Origin of the sequence: uncultured Flavobacterium sp., from assembly GCF_951805225.1 — a bacterium.
Classification (GTDB): Bacteria; Bacteroidota; Bacteroidia; order Flavobacteriales; family Flavobacteriaceae; genus Flavobacterium.
This window is the reverse complement of the sequence record NZ_OX638201.1, coordinates 1,021,515-1,040,772: the sequence shown is the minus strand read 5'-3', so window position 1 is coordinate 1,040,772 and position 19,258 is coordinate 1,021,515. Positions and strand designations below refer to the sequence as shown.

The 19,258-nt window shown below is 31.1% G+C and carries 16 protein-coding genes; 9 read left to right on the top strand and 7 right to left on the bottom strand.

The genetic code is table 11. From position 1 onward, the window contains the following. Nucleotides 1-172: 172 nt before the first annotated feature. The gene (locus WN975_RS04460; RefSeq protein ID WP_337965416.1) at nt 173-1,204 is read left to right on the top strand and encodes a hypothetical protein; all 1,032 of its coding nucleotides are present in this window, start codon (nt 173-175) and stop codon (nt 1,202-1,204) included. Between the two features lie 84 nt (nt 1,205-1,288). Here WN975_RS04460 and WN975_RS04455 read toward each other — a convergent pair whose 3' ends face one another. Beyond that, a complete protein-coding gene (locus WN975_RS04455) occupies nt 1,289-1,480 on the bottom strand; it encodes a cold-shock protein (RefSeq protein WP_056194237.1) in 192 nt (63 codons plus the stop codon). 288 nt (nt 1,481-1,768) lie between these two features. On the opposite strand from WN975_RS04455, the gene WN975_RS04450 reads away from it, so the two are divergent. Continuing rightward, complete coding sequence (locus WN975_RS04450; RefSeq protein ID WP_337965415.1) at nt 1,769-2,383, top strand: YdeI/OmpD-associated family protein; 615 nt, start codon at nt 1,769-1,771, stop codon at nt 2,381-2,383. Between the two features lie 52 nt (nt 2,384-2,435). On the opposite strand, the gene WN975_RS04445 is transcribed toward WN975_RS04450, so the two are convergent. The 5 genes from WN975_RS04445 to WN975_RS04425 form a co-directional block, all read right to left on the bottom strand. Then, the gene (locus WN975_RS04445; protein WP_337965414.1) at nt 2,436-2,582 is read right to left on the bottom strand and encodes a hypothetical protein; all 147 of its coding nucleotides are present in this window, start codon (nt 2,580-2,582) and stop codon (nt 2,436-2,438) included. A gap of 451 nt (nt 2,583-3,033) precedes the next feature. Further along, nucleotides 3,034-6,093 carry a lantibiotic dehydratase gene (locus WN975_RS04440; protein WP_337965413.1) on the bottom strand — a complete coding sequence of 1,020 codons (3,060 nt, stop codon included), beginning with the start codon at nt 6,091-6,093 and terminating at the stop codon, nt 3,034-3,036. A gap of 79 nt (nt 6,094-6,172) precedes the next feature. After that, nucleotides 6,173-7,357 (bottom strand): lanthionine synthetase LanC family protein, encoded by a 1,185-nt coding sequence (locus WN975_RS04435; protein ID WP_337965412.1) that lies wholly within the window; start codon nt 7,355-7,357, stop codon nt 6,173-6,175. Between the two features lie 192 nt (nt 7,358-7,549). Beyond that, on the bottom strand, nt 7,550-7,714 hold the full coding sequence (locus tag WN975_RS04430) for a class I lanthipeptide (protein WP_337965411.1): 165 nt from the start codon (nt 7,712-7,714) through the stop codon (nt 7,550-7,552). 264 nt (nt 7,715-7,978) lie between these two features. Beyond that, nucleotides 7,979-8,635, bottom strand: coding sequence for a response regulator (locus WN975_RS04425; RefSeq protein WP_337965410.1), 657 nt, complete (start codon nt 8,633-8,635; stop codon nt 7,979-7,981). A gap of 100 nt (nt 8,636-8,735) precedes the next feature. Between WN975_RS04425 and WN975_RS04420 the strand changes: the two genes are divergently transcribed. From WN975_RS04420 to WN975_RS04390, 7 genes are all read left to right on the top strand, one after another. Beyond that, entirely contained in the window at nt 8,736-9,449 is a 714-nt protein-coding gene (locus tag WN975_RS04420) for a LytTR family transcriptional regulator DNA-binding domain-containing protein (RefSeq protein WP_337965409.1), read from the top strand. Nucleotides 9,450-9,740: 291 nt separating this feature from the next. Continuing rightward, the gene (locus WN975_RS04415) at nt 9,741-9,944 is read left to right on the top strand and encodes a hypothetical protein (protein WP_337965408.1); all 204 of its coding nucleotides are present in this window, start codon (nt 9,741-9,743) and stop codon (nt 9,942-9,944) included. Nucleotides 9,945-10,032: 88 nt separating this feature from the next. Continuing rightward, complete coding sequence (locus tag WN975_RS04410) at nt 10,033-12,042, top strand: sensor histidine kinase (RefSeq protein WP_337965407.1); 2,010 nt, start codon at nt 10,033-10,035, stop codon at nt 12,040-12,042. Between the two features lie 540 nt (nt 12,043-12,582). Then, nucleotides 12,583-13,992: an NADP-dependent phosphogluconate dehydrogenase gene (gndA, locus tag WN975_RS04405; RefSeq protein ID WP_337965406.1), complete on the top strand. Its 1,410-nt coding sequence runs from the start codon at nt 12,583-12,585 to the stop codon at nt 13,990-13,992. Between the two features lie 34 nt (nt 13,993-14,026). Next, complete coding sequence (gene zwf, locus WN975_RS04400) at nt 14,027-15,559, top strand: glucose-6-phosphate dehydrogenase (RefSeq protein WP_337965405.1); 1,533 nt, start codon at nt 14,027-14,029, stop codon at nt 15,557-15,559. Next, nucleotides 15,540-16,256, top strand: coding sequence for a 6-phosphogluconolactonase (gene pgl, locus WN975_RS04395; RefSeq protein ID WP_337965404.1), 717 nt, complete (start codon nt 15,540-15,542; stop codon nt 16,254-16,256). The genes zwf and pgl overlap by 20 nt, the downstream gene beginning before the upstream one ends. Before the next feature lie 250 nt (nt 16,257-16,506). Then, on the top strand, nt 16,507-17,940 hold the full coding sequence (locus tag WN975_RS04390) for a hypothetical protein (RefSeq protein ID WP_337965403.1): 1,434 nt from the start codon (nt 16,507-16,509) through the stop codon (nt 17,938-17,940). A gap of 68 nt (nt 17,941-18,008) precedes the next feature. Here WN975_RS04390 and WN975_RS04385 read toward each other — a convergent pair whose 3' ends face one another. Next, nucleotides 18,009-19,181: a BatD family protein gene (locus tag WN975_RS04385; protein ID WP_337965402.1), complete on the bottom strand. Its 1,173-nt coding sequence runs from the start codon at nt 19,179-19,181 to the stop codon at nt 18,009-18,011. Nucleotides 19,182-19,258 lie beyond the last annotated feature (77 nt).

Sequence of the window (19,258 nt, the reverse complement as noted above, 5' to 3'; positions counted from 1 at the left end):
GGAATAGTGCTTTTTTTACCACAATTTGTTTTTAAGTAAAACTAGCAAATTTTAGTTGTCAACTCCAAGATATTAAAGCAATAATTATAAAATTTTAAAAAGACTTTGGCTACTTTATTTTTAAATCATAAAATAAATTTTATCTTTCCATCAACCAAAAACTGTCAATTAATTGAAAGCAATTAAAAACCAACTTGCCATAATTCTTTTAGCTCTTATTACTTTTTCTTCTTGCAAGAATGATGAAAAAAAAGCTGATAATAAAGCAAATACAACTCCTAAAAAAGATAGCTCCAAAATAGCTGTAACTGATAAAACAATAACTTTATTCTCTATAAATAATGAGGATGATACTGAGACTATTGAAATATCAGGAAGCGAAGCCAGCGATGATGATGAATTTTTGCTTGATGGTGATAAAAATGTACTGATAGCTTCAAAATATAAAAGAAACAAAGAAAAACTTCAACTTATTAAGACCGATACTTTACTTGTAAGCGATTACAATTATGTATATATGGATTCTAATTCGAAGCGTCGAGTAAGAAAGAAGGTTCAAAACGTAGACTATTTTCTATTTTCGTTTATGGAATCTCCTTTAGGCAATGGAGATCCTAGTAAGTATTTGATTTTTATAATGTTAAATATGGATACTCTAAAATTTTATACTTTACAATATATTGGGGAACATAGTTTAGTATCCGGAGAAGCCCTTGAAGGTGATTTTGCTGAAAATAAAATTTTGGATTCTAATCCTGAGATCAAGAAAGAATTGTATGAGTTTGCAAACAAAAGCAAATGGATTTACACGCCAACCGGAAAAGAAAAAGATATTAATTATTATAAAAATTTTGAGAATAAATGGTATTCTGATAATGCGCCAAAAAACGGAAAATCACCTGATATTATTACAAGTACTTATTATACAGAAGATTTATTTAAATTTAATGGAAACTATGATAAAAATGACTTTATCGAAAATGACTCTTTCAAAATTGTCAGTTATTTTCGAAATAACATTCTCGGATACGATAAAAACAAAAAATTGTATTTTCCCATAATTGTAGAATCTTGTAATCACGGATGTGGCAAAACAATAAAATTTGTATCTGAAAATGAAATCGAAGTTTCATTTGAAATAAGTGATCAGGAACCTGAAACTATTGATTTGAACGCTATCAAGTTTTCAAATAATCCATTATAAAAACTAGGTATATCTAAATGTTTTTTCATCAAAAAAAAAGCACCTGTTTTTCGACAGGTGCTTTTTTTTCTTTGTCCTAATGTATTAGGCTACCACAACATTTACTGCATTAGGTCCTTTTTTACCTTCTGCTACGTCGTAACGTACTTCATCGTTCTCACGGATATTTTCTGATAAACCTGAAACATGAACAAAAATTTCACTACCACCATTTTTTGGTGTAATAAAACCAAAACCTTTTTCTTCATTGAAGAATTTTACTGTACCTTCTTGCATCTTAATATAATTAATTTATTCGTGTAAATATATCAAATTTAACAGTACAAAACTGAAAAAGAACTAATTAGACTTAAACAATATATAAATTGTATCATAACTAAGCTAAATATCTCACATTTTAATTATCCATTAACATTTGAATATCTTAATAAAAAAAATTAGACCTTGAATAAAACCATCTGGATATCAATGCTATTTTGCATTTATTAATGTGATTATTTTGAGAAATTTAAAAATACGGATTATCTTTAGCAGCGGATTTCCCATTATAAAAACAAAATTAAAATGGCACAATTAAATTCAAAAGTAGACGAATATATTGCAAAATCTGAAGGTTTTGCGAAGCCAATTCTGGAATATTTACGACAAATTATTCACGAAACTTGTCCGGATGCAGCGGAAGATATAAAATGGGGAACGCCTCATTATTCTTATAAAGGCGATCATTTATGTATGATTGCAGGTTTCAAAAATCATTGTTCCTTTAGTATTTATAAAGCCGAATTTATAAAAGACAAAGAAATCGCAGAAAGTGTAAAAGCGGGAAAGAAATTTGGTTACATGGATAAATTGAAATCTGTGTCTGAATTACCATCAAAAGATGTTTTGGTTTCACTCCTTAAAGAAGCAATGACAATTAATGAGAATGGAATCAAAAAAGAAAAACCTGTATCTGACAAACCAAAAGTGATCGAAACGCCTGATTATTTAGTTGAAGCGCTTAACGCAAATAAAAAAGCAAAAGAGATTTGGGAATCGAAATCAGATGCTTATCGCAAAGATTATTTAGTTTGGATAATCGACGCTAAAACTGATGCTACAAGACAAAAACGAATTGAACAATCTCTGGAATGGATTGCGGAAGGAAAAGGCAGATTCTGGCAATATGCAAAGAAATAATTTTAGAAAATAAAAAAAACCTCCAAAGTCGTTTGATTTGGAGGTTTTTAATTTATTTATTCTTACGAACTTCTTTATTTGGCTTTTCTATTGTAGCATTAATAGGTTCTTCTGTTTTGTTTTGAAATAAGCTTGAAAAGAAACTTTTTTTCGATGTTAGATTGATTTTTGGATCAATAATGGGGTTTATAATTTTCATAATGGTTTGGTTGTATTCGGTTTAGTAAATTATATAGTAAAAGTTTTTGCCAAAATAATAAAATTTTATCATTCTGAAATAAACTACATTAAATATTATCTAAACTATTTGAGAGATTAGTAAAACAGCGATAAAAAAGACGATAGAAAATACCATTAAGTTGATCGTCCGATCTTTATTTTTCAGTGATTTATTCGACATATAAAGTTTTGTAATCTCTTTGTTTCTTGTTTTATTTGCTTTCATATTTCTAATAATTTGATGGTGTTTTGGGACAATAAGTTCATTTCAAAACCATAAAAAACAAACGCTATGCCAAACCACTCCAAAACACCTCAAATTACTGACTAATAAATAATTACAAAACCAAATCTTTATATACTTTATATTTTCTTATCAAAATGATAAGATGCGCCTTCCAAAACGAAAGGCTTTTTTTAATTTTTTAACTTTAACGCAATTGCATAAGTTCAGAATCTATTAAAGAAGTTTTACGATCAAATTTTAATCTTGCTAACTTACCTTTGTAATGTCTTGCCAATAAATCGTAAACAACAAACTCGTTAGTGCGATTGCGTCCCATAAAAAGTCTGTCTAAATTCATGTGCAACAAACTTGAAAGTAATCCGCCCAATTTTACTTTTAGCTCGTTTTGATCTCTTAATTTTAGAATTTCATCCACTATTAATTGATTAGATTGACTTCGGATTTGAAGTAATTCTACAATTGGATAATATTCTTTTTCTTCTTCATTATTCGAATCAAGTATATCTTCTAATTGACTTCGTAATGTTCTAAACTTCTGATTCAAAGCTGTTTTCAACTCTTGTTTTCCACCGTGTTCTTGAAAAAAAGAATTACTTAGCATTTCTATCAAATTATATTTTTCTTCTAATGTCAATTTAAAATCATTCAAAAATTCATCAACGGATCGAATCGCCATTTGCCATCTAATTGTTCCGCCATGATCAGCATCAATCATTTCCAACATATCTGTAACAAATACGCTGTCATTATAAAATAATTCTTCGGCAAGTTCAATGCTATTATCGCCATATCTGTCTAATTCTCGTTTGTATGTATCAACTTGAATTTTAGATATAATATGTTGGTCTAATAAAGGTTCTAATTCGGCATTTATGAGCTGTAATATTTCGCCATACTTTTCGAAATTAGTAATATGCAATCTAAATCTTAGATGAATATCAGGATCTGCATATCTGATAAAGAACCATTTATCAATACTATTTTCGCTTAAAAGCTTTTCGGTTATATATTTTATTTTTTCCGATAAAATAGAATCCGCTGTTTTTACACCGCAATAAATTTTATAATACAGCCATTCACTTCCAATCCCAAATGTTTGTTTACTTGCAAAAGTTTTCTTTTCTATAACTTTTGGCGATTCTTTTTTAGTCGCTTCATTTAGTACAATTGCAATGCATTCGTTTGTGAACTCTGCTCCTTCTGTGTCTTTAATTAATGCCGAATCTTTTTCGAATAAATATTCAAATATGGTCAATTGATTTCTATTTTTTATAAGATCTATAAAGGTGTCAACCGCAATTGGATTATCGCATGAAATCAATAATTCGTTATCATATTCAATTACTAAAAACTTGTTTGGCAATTCAATTCGTTCTTTTAAATCAAAAAAGAGCTTTTGTTTTTCAATATTTGTTGCTGTTTTATTTTGCAATGGTTCTAAATCATGCTTTTTTAATTGCCATGTTGCCGGAGATAAAACGGTATTTTGATATTCGACTCTTGGCAAAAAGCTAAATTGATTCGTTAAAACTCCCCAATTAAAACCTAAAGCTGTTTTTGTAAAATATTGAGTTTGTAAATCGCCTAAAAAATGATATAACGGTAAACTATTATTGCTGTGATTGTGTGCATTTCCCATACGGGGAATAATTTCTTTTTTTAGACGATTGTCGAATAAAATAATTTTATCGTCTCTTAATTTCAGCACTAAATCTTCCATTTTAACCTGAAATTCGTCATCAACAGAACTTTTTGCTAAATAAGGAATTTCATAATCGCGAAAAGCTGGTCGTGACAAAACGTTTCCGGTTCTGCTTTCGGGTAAATGCACTATTTCTGCCAGGATTTTATCCGGCATTTGTTGTTGTTCAAATACTGCAATTTCTTTTACAATACTTTCCAGTTTTTTACTTCCTCCGGCAAACCTCCCTAACAAATTTATGGCGCTGCTATTACCTGTACCCGAAATCGCAATTTTATTAGTTTCGGCATTAAGTACTTTGAACATTATTGAATACGAAGAAGTCAATAATGAATCTGAAAAATCGATTCCTTTAAAGTCTGATTCGCTAATTTCAATAACTTTTTTATTCTCTTTAATGCTGCTAATAATTAATTTCAGTAAATGCGGCTGTACAGAATCCCATTTTATTTCTTCTTTCTTGCTTGCTACATCTGCATAAATAGTATCGATTAAATCGTTAATTCCATCGTTGTCTTTTTGCGGATATCCAATTCCAGTTTCTGTATCTAATGCCAGTAATAATGGTATTTCCTTGCCTTCGTAATAATCGTCAAATCTGGTTTTAAAATTCTCAAGATTTGAATTTATTTCCGGTGGCGTAATTTTATTCAAAAACGAAATCGCATTCTGTAATTGTGTTTGTATTGATTTATTCAAAGTCGCAGTCTCAGCTTCTTTATACAAATCAATTTGAAACAAATTTGTTTCGCTTAATTCCGGCAGAATGATTTTTAATTTTTGATGTATGCTTTTATACGTATCAATAGAATTGAAAATTGATGCATCATTAATTTCGATTAATTCATCGACTGAATCCAACAAATTAATTAAATGTTTTAGCTCATTTCCAGGATTTATTTTAAAGATATTGTCCAGATTTTCGAGTAATCTCGAGAAATAATCTTCTCCGGTAATTGTTGGTTCAAATTCATTTATAAGCAATTGTGAAGAAATTATTTCTTCAACAAAATCATTGGCTTCTTCAAAACTAATTTCGTCATTAATCAATAAATCAACCAGTTCATCCTGATTTAATCCGTTTTTACTTTGTTCTAAAATAAGATCCAAATAAGGCGAATAATCAACTTTATTTAATTTATGAAAACGGTGGTTATTAAGATAATAATATTCAATATAACGATAAGTATCGCCAACTAAATAAATACTTGCGTTAGGAAAATATCTTAAATGAGGTTTTATAAAAGATTGTTTTGTTATTTCCTGCGCGATCCAAAAAAGAACATTCATGTCCAGACGTGTTCTTCTATTCAAGGTTTTACTTAAATCTTTATTAAGTACAATCTTGTTTTCATCAGACCAATTACCAATACTCAAACCTGCAAATAAACCAAATGGTGTGCAGCGATTACTTGCACGACTTTGATATTTGTATAACGAATTATTGATTTTCTTTAGATCCTTATTATCAGTAATAGGTTTATTAAGATGTTTTCGAAATTCTTCATAAAATGCCGGCGAGGCCACATATAGTGCTTCCAAAAAATTAGTTTCATTAATTTTTTGTTCTGAGCTATAAAATGGCGAGCGAAAAATAAAGTTAGAATGAAATTTCATATAATTATGATAATAATAATGTCCTGTCCCATTTTGGTTCAATATTGCTGATTGCACTAATCAAAGAAAGTCCGATGCCGGAAACTCCTTCAAACAAACCAAATTCATTTACTAATGGCTCATCTTTACCGTGAAATTGCTTATATCCGGCTATTCCATCTGGATATTCGGCTTTTTCTAAAGTGATTCCGTACCAATATTCAGCCGTTTCTCTGTATAATTCGATATTAGTATAGTTATAAATTCTTGCGTAAATATGTGCAATACCGGCGCTTCCGTGGCAAATGCTTGCGTCAACAACCGTATAAGTATGAACATCTCTTTTTGAGGAATGCTTGGTAAATATTTCTAATGCAAATTCTACTAATTCTCTTTTATCAAAGTATTTAGCATATTGAAAAATTGCCATTGCAACTCCCAAATCGCCATAACACCAAGCCAGATTACTGTCCGTTTTGTCATTATTTACTAATTGACTTGGAAAATAAAATTCTGACGAAGCATCAAATCTAACGCTTAGCAAAAAGTCAATGCTTTTATTTAAATATTGTAATAGTTTAAAATCTTTCTTTCTGTCAAATAATTTTAGCAAAACAAGAATTATTGACGGAACTCCATGCGCGAGTCCAAAAGAATATCCTTCTGTAGGATGTTCATCTTTTGCCAATGTAAAATCAACTTTCCATTTTAAAAAATTTGGATCATTTTCTTTTATTTTATCTATAGAAGCTATCCAGGCATCAAATAAATAATCATATTTTGATCCAATATTTTGTTCTAAAAGACTAAATACAACGCCTGTATTGCCATGTAAAAAATCTAAAGAAGTATCATTAGAAATAAATTCATGAAAAATTGAGTAATCAAAATCGCTGATATTATCCTCAAAATCAAAAAAATCTTCTTTCTCTAAATGATAAAGTGTATGTAAAATTCCGGCGATTCCAAAAGAGAAATTCAAGTTATCCGGCTCTTGAAAATAATCAAATAATTCCTGAACATAAGCTTCACTTTCATTCAGGCGTTCTTTATGCTTAGAATGATAAGCCATGAACAATACCAATCCTGATTGTCCTAAAAACAAAGAACAATCTGATTCATCGTAAGTGTCGAAGGATTTTGAAATTTCCTTTAATTTTTTCTCCACTTTACTTACTAAATCCTCGTCTTTTATAATTTTATTCCACATTTGTTATACAATTAAATATCACTGAATTCTTAAAACAATTTTAATGATGCTATCAATATTAAAAATATGGGCATTCACATTTTCTAAAGAAATATTATAATTTCATTTTCATCTGATCTTATAATTTAACACCTTCCCATTTTTCAAGGATAAAACAGGAAGGTGTTACAAAGTATTAAAAACTAAAAAGTCTTAGTAAGTACACAAATAACCACAAGTGTTGTTAGTTAACTTTGTTGTAGAAGGTTTTTTAGGCTCGTCTCCACCACCAACAACTTTAGTCATTTGGTCATTATTTAATTTTGCAACTGTAACTTTGTTTAAACTTAATTTTCCAACGAATTTTACTTTTTTCATGTTATTTGTTTTAGGTTGTTTATAATAGACCTTAACGTGGCTATCCGGTTTAAGGTTTTCTCCTTTATGTTCCCTCAATTCTAAAAAATTGCAACCAACACTTCTCCATCATTAATCATGTGCACTTGATTTCTGTTAAAAAAGCAAATAATTGATATTTTTATCAAACATATAAAGAAGAGATGAATTGTATACATAGCAAAAACAACCTTTAACAAAGAAGGTTGTTTTTAGATAAATATTGTTAATTTTTGGAAAGTGGTTTTAAATAAACCCTTGTTTTATGGCTTCTTTGACCAAACCGGAATCGTCTGTTACGTCAAAAGCTCTTTTCATTCTGATAATGCGTTTTTGGATTGCACTTGTGGTCAAAAAGATAACTCCTTCTAACTCTTTTACTTTAAAACCTTTGGATAAATAAAATAGAATCTGACGGTTATAATCTTCAACCATCAACTCTTTTTTCCAGATGTCGTTAATGCAGTTTTGAACTGTAATGCTTTTATATGAATTGCCTTGTAAAACCTCTGCTACAGCTTGTTGTAATTTCTCAGGCGTAATATCGTTTTTGATGATAAGTCCGTCCAATCGCACATTTTTGTAGAGTTCATAAACAACGAGAACTTCGGTATGTGCGGTGATCATAATAATTTTGCAATTGGGCATGATTTCTTTAATAAATCCAGCCAAATCGCTTCCTGACAGAATAGATTTTTCTTCATATCCCGGCAAACCTTTATCTATTATAGCAATATCAAATGATCCTTTGGCCAACGAGTTTTTCGTCAGGCAATTGTACGCTTCCTCGCAATTATGGGCTTTTGAAAAAATAGGAGAATTTAATGCAAAAGGTGCCATTGAGAGTGCATTTATATAACCTTCAACGGTCATTGGATGATCATCTACTATGAGTACATTCATTCAAATATTTTTTTAAACTTTAACAAAACAAGCAGTTTTTCTGCAACAAAAAAAATATTTACTTGCCTAGCTTGCAGCTTTTTATTCTTACTGTAATTTAATGCGATTTTCTTTTCTTCTTATCGACGACAATGCCACTAATGTCAAAGGAACTTTGGAACTCTTTGACAATTTCCCTAATTATTTCTGCGCAGGTGTTGTCAAAGATAGTCAATCGGCGATAAACCAAATTATAAAAATAAAACCACAATTGGTATTTTTTCGCATTTCTGCTAAATCAAAAGATACCGAAACATTTTTTAAAACGGTAACAGAGTTGTTTCAATATCTGGATTACATTCCGTATTTCATCGCTTTGGCTTCAACGCCAGATTATGCCTTAACTGCTATACAATCAGGATTTTCAGATTATATGATTGAACCTTTGCATTTGCATGAATTGGGAAAAATGTTGTTTAAATTCGAAAAAAGAAATCCTCCAAATGTTGTTTCTACAATTTGTATAAAATCCTATAGCGATTATCAATTTGTTGATTTACAAAATATTACTTATTTAAAAGCAGATAATAATACTACAGATATTCAGATGGATAATGGCAAAACGGTTAATGCCTATAAAACGCTGAAACATTTTGAAGGCACTTTGCCATTTTACTTTCTGAGAATTCACAAAAGCTACATCGTAAACATCAATCATGTATCGAGAATACATTTGAGCAAATCAAAATGTTATCTTAATTACAATGAAATATTGCCGTTTTCATTGACTTACAAAGACAATGTTGATGCAATAATCAGGAAAATCAATATTTAGATTTCAAATACTCCTATTTCACCACGCAGATTCTACTTAAAACTATTCTAATAAACAGGCTCACTATAACGTGCCTGAAATTCCTTATTCTATCTCTCATATCCGTTTAATTTGCAACAGATTTTAACCAAAGAAGCTTCTAAAATTTGGTATTGAAAATGGGGGAACATCTGCTCAATGCAATGTCATTTTTAATATTTCAGAATGGTCAATTCCCGACTTTTCTAAAAAAGGTATTCCATTTAGGATAATGCCACAATAAACCATTTTCTAATTTTTAACTATTTTCTAATGAAAAAACTAATAACTACTTTCGGCTGTTTAACAGCGATTATTTTAATGACATCTTGTACTGCAGACAGTGTTGAAGGACCAAATACTGAAGCTCTAAAAAAAGAAACTAAGCTATCTCCGTCAGCAACTACTGGCGATACAACAAATAATGCGTCTAAGGCTGCTGATGGAGTCGATGATAAAGACAAAGCTCAAGGCTAAAATTTTTTAATTAATAACCAGATAATACTATTATTATCTGGTTATTAATATTTATTTTTGGAAGTATAACCACTATGTCCAAAAACCATTGAAAGCAAGCTTAAAAATAGTACTGCTAATTATTTTTTTTCAAATATCAGCGTGCCAAGATGCACACAAAACTGATGAATTAAAAAAAAATGTTACTATCGCTTTAAAAAATCTTGATTCTTCATCAGCTGGAAATGACGAAAAAGATAAAATAATTGACACGCTCTACAATCAATTATTAGAACACAAAAACGATTCTATCAATAGAAATCTTTATTTCAAAATTGCAAGTAAATATTATAGTATCGATAAATACAGTAAATTCCTGACTACTGTAAAAAAAGTCCATAATTTATCTGTCGAAGCAAAAGACGATTCTCATATCGCAAAATCATTGTATTATTTTGGAGATTATTATGATGAAGAATCACAATTGGACAGCGCTTTTAATTACTATTCTCAATCTGAAAAAGTATATTCTCAAATAAAAGATACGCTAAACATTGGCAGAACAAAATTATACAAAGCCGGAATTTTGTTTGATGCCGGGATCTTTTCCGAAAGTGAAGCACAAGCTGTAGAAGCTTTGAGATTACTTATAAAAACTAATAATACACGACTAATTTATGAATGTTATGTAATATTGGCGATTTCGCTAAAAGAGCTTAATAACAGCACAGAATCTCTAAAATATTTTGATCTCGCTCTAAAACAATTAGAAAAACAAGAAAAAGAAGGTTATCCTAAAAGTAAAATTGAAAGATCGAGAATATCTTGTTTTAACAATATCGGACGAGTTTATGAAAAACTAAAAAACTATCCCGAAGCAATTCGTTTGTACAAGAAAGGCTTGATAATAAAGGATATAAAAAACAGACATCCAAAATCTTACGCGATGTTATTGGATAATCTTGCTTATTCAAAAATGAAAATTGGCGATTTTAAAGGAGTTGACAAGCTTCTGTTTGAATCCTTAAAAATAAGAGATAGTCTTGACGTATCAATTGGTATTGCATCGAGTAAAATTAATCTTGGGGAATATTATCTTTATAAAAAGGATAAAAACAAAGGATTGACTTATCTGAAAGAAGGTCTTAAATTGTCTAAAGAAATCAAAAGCAATCTGCATACCATTGAATCATTGAAGTTATTGATGGCGAATGATTTAGAAAACAAAAACTTTTATACTTCTCAATATTTAAAAATTAATGACAGTCTGCAGAAAGTCGAAAGAATTACAAAAGACAAATTTGCAAGAATAGAATACGAAACGGATCAGGTAGAGGAAAAAAATGAGATTTTATCTCGTAGAAATACCATTATTATCATTAGTTCTGCGGTTATAATTCTCTTTTTAGGAATCTTTATAATTATATATCGTTTAAGAGTAAAAAACAAAGAGCTTTCTTTTATCAAAGAACAACAAGAAGCTAATGAAAGAATTTATCAGCTTTTATTAAAACAACAATCAGAAACGGAATGTGTGCGTAATGAAGAGAGAAATCGTATTGCGATGGAACTTCACGACGGAATTGTAAACAGTGTTTTTACCACGCGTTTTAATTTAATTCAGCTGGATTCAACTCAAGATGATAAAAAAGAACAGCTTGTAAAAGAGCTCGAAAAAACGGAAAATGAAATTAGAAGAGTTTCTCATAACTTGACACAAAACCAACTTTTTGAAGATAATAGTTTTACTGATGTAATAAAAAATCTGGTAGAATCTCAACAAAATCAGTTTAATACAAAATTTGATTTCTCGGTTGACAAACTTATCGATTGGTCGCCAGTTTCAAGTTCTAATAAAATACATATTTATCGCATTATTCAGGAAGCGTTGCAAAACAGTAATAAATACTCGAATGCTGAAAGATGTTATATAATGCTTTTAAAAACTGGAGATAAAATCACGATTCGTATTTGGGATAACGGAATTGGTTTTAATGTCGAAAAAATAAAAGAAGGTATTGGATTGAGAAACATAAAAGAAAGAGCAAAATCACTAAACGGAGAAATGAAAATAATATCTGAACCAGGAAAAGGAACTACTATCGAAGTGATTTTTTAAAGCTGTTTTCTACTATGTTTTTAATCTCGCAAAGGCGCTAAGACGCAAAGTTTAAACACAATATTGTCATTTCGACGGAGGAGAAATCACACGCGCACATCGACCAAGATTGGTGATTTTCTTTGCGGAGTTCCTAGTGTGGTTTCTCCTCCGTCGAAATGACAAACCTTTGCGATTTTGCGTCTTTGCCAGAGTTTTGGCTAAAGCCATTCAAATTGATCTTATATAAACTCCAGCTAAAGCTGGAGCCTATTCAAAAAAATTGTGTTTAAGCTTTGCTTTTGAAAATCTTGAACAAATAGAAATACTGCAGATTTTGAATTTTTATTTCCACAAGAAAAAAAGTATGATAATAAGCCTAAAAGTGGATTATTAATCACCTCTTATTTCACCATTTTTCTCTAACTTAGCGCTGTAGATCTTAAAATATAAGATTAAAACTAACTTTTTTTGATAACGAACTGAAAGAAAATGGATTACTATTTTCTTTGGTTTCTATTTAGAAAAGCATTTTATAATAATTTTAGTTAATTGAAAACTATGAACAAATTTGATTTTGGAATTGTAGGACTCGGTGTAATGGGGCGTAATTTACTTTTGAATATTGCGAGTCATAACTTTGCTGCAGCAGGTTTAGATTTAGATACTGAGAAAGTTAATTCACTTCAACAGGAAGCTGATCCTGATCATATAATTGAAGCTACTACAGATGTTAAACATTTTGTATCGCTTATTCAACAACCAAGAGCTATTATGTTGCTGGTTCCTGCGGGAAAACCTGTTGACAGCGCAATAGCAAGTTTACTGCCTCATCTTGATAAGGGAGACATTATAATTGATGGTGGAAATACTTTTTATACAGATACTGACAGAAGATTTTTAGAATTATCTGCTCAGGGAATTCACTTCTTTGGAATGGGAATTTCAGGCGGAGAAAAAGGTGCGAGATTTGGTCCTGCAATGATGCCGGGCGGAGATCAGAAAGCATACGAAAGACTTCGCCCTATTTTTGAAGCTATTGCAGCAAAAGTTGATGGAGAACCTTGTGTAGAATATCTAGGAAACGGTTCTGCCGGAAATTATGTAAAAATGGTTCACAACGGTATCGAATACGGAATTATGCAGTTGATTTCTGAGATTTATGACTTGATGAAAAGAGGTTATAATCTTGATGAAGAGACGATTCAGAAAACTTTTGAGGAATGGAATCAATCACACGAGCTTAAATCTTATTTGATCGAAATTACCGGAAGCATCTTAAAAGAAAAAGACGAAGACGGAAGCCCGTTAATCAATAAAATTTCGGATTGGGCAAAATCTAAAGGTACAGGAAAATGGACTTCTCAAAACGCAATGGATTTGCAAGTTCCAATTCCTACGATCGATGCTGCAGTTTTTATGCGCGATATGTCTAAAACTAAACCGGAAAGAATTGAAGCTGCTAAAAAATTAACTTGGGATGCTGCCAAAACTGATGTAAATACAACTGAAGCAATTGCCGCATTAAAATCGGCTTTATATTTTTCTATCGTTGTGACTTATGCACAAGGATTAGCACAGCTTCATACTGCTTCTAAAGAATATAATTACGGATTAAATCTTGAAACTGTTGCCAAAATATGGCGCGGTGGATGCATTATTCGTGCTGCAATTTTAGAAGATTTCAGAAAAGCTTATGTTGCAAAATCTGATTTACCAAACTTACTTCTAGATTCTGGAATCGCTTCAGAATTGACAAATAACCAAGCAGGAATGAGAGCAGTTATTCAATTTGCTGTTCAAAAAGGATTACCTGTAGCCGGACTTATGAATTCATTGGCTTATTTTGATGCTTACAGATCAGAAAATCTTCCAACAAATTTAATTCAGGCACAAAGAGATTATTTTGGAGCGCATACTTACGAACGTACAGATGTTCCGGGTGTATTTCATACAAAATGGTCTGAATAAAGAACTTTAAACAACACAACGACAACACACACAAATGGGTAAGTTCAAAAATATAAATCCAACAATCATTGTGATTTTTGGAGGAACCGGAGATTTAGCGAAAAGAAAACTCTTTCCTGCATTTCAAAATCTTTATCTTGACGGACGTATGTCTGATAAGTTTGAGATTATCGCACTGGGAAGAGCCGAAAAAAGCAATGAAGAATTCCGTAGTTATGTCTTAGAAAATCTGGAAACCTTTTCAAGAAAAAAAGGACTTTCAGATCCTGAAACTCAAAAATTTCTTTCACATATAAGTTATCACAGTCTTGATATTGACAAAGAAGAATCTTATCAAAGTTTAAACGATAAGATAAACAGTATCGATGAAGCGTTTGGAGAACGTGCCAATCGTTTATTTTACCTTTCGATTACGCCTTCTTTCATTACTACAATTTCAAGTAATATTAAAAAAATTGGTCTTGCAGCTAATCCAAAACAAGATCGAATTATTATCGAAAAACCTTTTGGTTACGATAAAGCTTCTGCAATTGAATTGAATGCAATGCTTTCGCAGACTTTTCAAGAAGAACAAATTTATAGAATCGATCATTATTTAGGTAAAGAAACGGTACAAAACATCTTGGCTTTCCGATTTGGAAATTCGATGTTTGAACCTTTATGGAGCCGTAATTTTATTGATTTTGTTCAAATTACAGTTGCCGAAGAAGTTGGCGTTGAAGAACGCGGTGGCTTTTATGAAGGCGTTGGCGCATTAAAAGATATGATTCAAAACCATTTGCTTCAAATTTTATGTATGACAGCGATGGAAGCTCCGGCTTCACTAGAAGCGGATGATATTAGAAACCGAAAAGCTGATGTTTTAAAATCAATTCGCCGCATTAAACCTGATGAAGTAGATCACTATATTGTTCGCGGTCAATATGATGCAGGATTGATAAAAGGAAAACCGGTTGTAGGATATCGTGAAGATAAAGGAATTGCTCCGGATTCTAATACCGAAACCTACGTTGCCATGAAAATCTACCTGGATAACTGGAGATGGCAGGGAATTCCGTTTTATTTACGCACCGGAAAAAGAATGCAGGAAAAACAATCTTCGATCATTATACAGTTTAAACCAGTTCCGCATTCTGCATTTTCTTATGGAAAAGAAGGAATGACACCAAACAGATTGATTATCAATATTCAGCCTGCAATGGATATCAAATTGCAGTTTATGACCAAAAAACCTGGACTGTCACTTTCATTAAGACCTGCAGAAATGATTTTTGATTATTTCTCTTGCTCTACAATGTCACCGGAAGCTTATGAAACGCTTATCGCCGATGCTTTGGCAGGAGATCCTACTCTATTTATGCGTTGGGATCAGGTAGAACAAGCTTGGGATGCAATTGATACGATTCAGCAAGTTTGGAAAACTACGGCGCCAACCAATTTCCCTAATTACAAAGCAGGAAGCTGGGGACCTGAAGAAGCTGACGAACTTTTGGCGCGTCAGGGTCACAAATGGATTCCAAACATACAAACGAAAGAAGAAATTTTAGATGATAAAGATTTACAATAATACCGAAGAAATTAATACTACAGCTGCCGATATTTTCGTAACAGCTGCACAAAAAGCAATTGCAGAGAAAGACAAATTCACAGTTGTACTTACGGGAGGTTCTTCTCCTGCAGGGATTTACAAATTATTAGCTTCTGATGCTTACAAAACAAAAATAGACTGGAGTAAAGTTTTCGTATTTTGGGGCGATGAACGTTGGGTACCTTTGAATGATGATTTAAGCAATGCAAAAATGTCTTATGCTGCATTATTAAGCCACGTTCCTGTTCCGAAGGAAAACATTTTTGAAATGTATAAAGATGGTGTTACACCAGAAGATTATGCGGTATCTTACGAGCAATCTATTAGAAAAGTTCTGGGCGATGAAGGCCAATTTGATCTTATCTTATTAGGAATGGGCGATGACGGACACACAGCTTCGCTTTTTCCTGGACAAGCAGTTTTAGAAGAACAAACAAAATGGGTTGATGCTTATTATCTTGAACCTCAAAAAATGCACCGAATTACACTTACGGCACCATTAATAAACAAAGCCGAAAAAATTGTAGTTGTAGCTTTTGGAGAGAAAAAAGCACACGCTTTAAAGGAAGTAACAACAGGAAATTATAATCCTGAAACTTACCCAATGCAGTTAATTAAACCAGTTTCAGGAGAATTATTATTTCTTGTGGATAAAAGCGCTGCGGGAACAAACTAAGAAACTCTTTTTAGAACGTTATATTAAAAAAGTTTATGCCCATAAAGCATAAACTTTTTTGTTTTTAGCTACATTAGAAACACTATCACTTCTAAAAACACATCATTCTTAAACTTTTCTATAAGACTAAAAAACAGTATAAATACGTGTTGTTTGACAGGCGCTTTGTTTCATAACTTTATGATTACCAAATAACTAATCACAAAACCTTATTATTATGAAAGCACGTCTACTATTATTATTCGTTTTGTTGATTCAGGCTCTTTATAGTCAAAATGAAGATTGGGAAAAGTTCTCCAAAAAAAACAAAAGTATTCTAGGCTTAAACGCTATTGTTGCTGATAAAAATTATTACTCACAGGCAATTCTGGAATTTTTGATTGTGAAACAAATTATTGCAAAAACAGGAAAAGATACTTTTGATATTCCAAAAACTTCTCCAATATACAGGAGGATGTATAATCAGGCAAAAGGTCCTGCAAAAGAAAAAATCTTCTTAGATAATGGCAAACATATTATTAAATTATTTGATTTTGGAGCAGGAAATAATTTGTCGCTTAGAAATGGTATACTCGATATAATAGGTGTTGCTCCCTGCGAAATAGTTGTTCCTGAAAAGGTAGATGATCTGACAAGTGGCTTTCAATTCCGAACCTATTTATTTAGAGGAGACAATAGAACTGCTCTGCAAGCTTTTGGGATAATAAATAACGAACTAAAAACTTCAGATCTCTATAACGTAATTGATTACTTGCAATATTACGATTGTAACTGTACCGGTTTACCCAAAATAAGATATGCTGTTGGGATAAGAAGTGAATTTAGAATCTCTGTAATTGAACTTAATAAAGATAATGAAGAGAATAGTTTAAGTCTGGAAAAGCTGGCAGCAAAAGTGGAATTTGGAAAAATTAAAGTTGATCTTTCAATGAAAACAATTGGTATAACAGGAACCAAAGCGAGATTAAATATACCAGTAAATGCATCCTTTGATGTCAAAACATATAGTGAATATAAAACTGTAATTGAGTTTATAAGAAATTCCATTGGAGATCCAACAACTGTTCATGCACAACCACAATTAATACCGGTAATGGACGAATACAGAACCTCAATTTCAGACATAAATACTGCTGTTTTTGACGAATTAAAAATTATTCAGAAAAAATATGAAAAGCAAGTATCAAAAGTTTCAGATTCTATTACTGATCCCGAAATTGCAAATATTCAGAAAATAATTAATGAATCCTTAAAAGAGGAAATTACACTTAAAAATGCTAAAAGAAAAACGTTGTATGATATTGATAAAAGGGTTAACGATCTAAGCAGATATCTCAATATTTTAAATTATACTTATTCTCCAAATAATTTTAAAGAAGAAGTAAACTCAAAATTAAAAGAGGATAATGCCATTATAGCCACCGTAGAAGTAATTTATGCTCAGGGTTTTGATGCGCTAAATAAAAAAGACTTGAAGGAAGCATTGAATTGTTTTACGGAAGTATATCAACAAAGACCAACTTATGGTAATGCTGATGAATTAAAAAATCTCATTAAAAAAACAGACGATAAAGATCCTGATTCAATTAAAAAAATGTACGATACAATTCTTAAAAAATATATGTGGCTCGCACCCACGGGAACAAGAGATAAGCTTGTAAAGACTAAGGAGTCACTAAAATAAACAAGTTATTACGTTAATCTTTTCATCGAAATACAAAAGCCAATTTTCTAAATCTTCTAGCGCCGATTTTATTTCACTGTAAGTGTAAATTCTTTAGACGAAGCAGCTTTTCTTTGTTTTGTCTTTTCATTGTAGAAATAAAAACTAAGAGGACGAAATTTATAATTACCAATTGCTAAAGGCTTTATTTTATAAGTTCTTGTCGCTACAGATTTTATTTTTTCGTCTTCCATGACCGGATCATTTGCGATTATATTCGAAATAACTTCAAATCCTTTTGGAATGCTAAGTTGTGGTAAAATTTCATCTTCAATATAGCCTTCTCCGTAAAGTTGTACTGTAATTTCGAAAATTTTATTCTTTCTGATTTTTGCGAATTCAGGATAAATCACGTCCAGTTTATAATCGCCATACGATTGAATATCATGAGGAAACTTAGGCGTTTTCTCCATTTTTTTCGACTTAATTTTCTTTGAAATTACTGGCAAACTTTTTACTGAAATCTGCTCAAAGTTTTCATCTTCCTTCGTCGGTTTACTTGTTTTGTATTCGACTACGACATTATTATTAATAGAAGTTTCACCTTTATCTTTAAATCGAATTATGTCTTTCTTTATGATAATACTATTGTATTCTTTTCCGCCAATTGTTTCTTTAGTAATTGATTCATCTGAACTAAGAGAATAAATTAAAAATTTATCTGTGTATTCTTTCTTAAAATCAAAGCTAATTGTTGAAGGTTTGATATCTTCGTCAAAATACAATTTATATTCTACCATTACTGGCTGATAACAAAATGGTGTGTAATTGGAAACTTGCGCAGAAACAAATATCTTACTGTCTTTTTGTGAAGGATCGTTTGTCAAGGTATCTCCTTTTACTACTATTGTAACCGGATCTGTTGTAAAAATTTTATCATCATACTCAAAAACTGCCTTGTCTATCGCTAATTTACCAGTTCTTTTAGGTTTTAAAAGATAAGAAATAATCGTTTTAGACGTTTTTTTACCATCTATATAACTTTGTTCTATTTTTGTGTCGCTACCCTTATAAATTGTAAAATCTTCAAAATAAGGTTCTCTAAGTGTAACTCCAATACTATTTGCTTCAAAGCTTACTCTTAAGACATCAAAATAGCCAATGGTGTCTTTAGAAACTTTAGTTTGAACGGTAATATTTTGCGAAAAAGCAACTACGGTAAAAAACATGAAAAAAATAAGCAATGAAATTTTTACTTTCATAAGGATGACTTGGTTTTTGGTTGGTTTTATTATAATAAAATATGATGTAGAAAGTTGGTTTCTATCAAATCAAAACT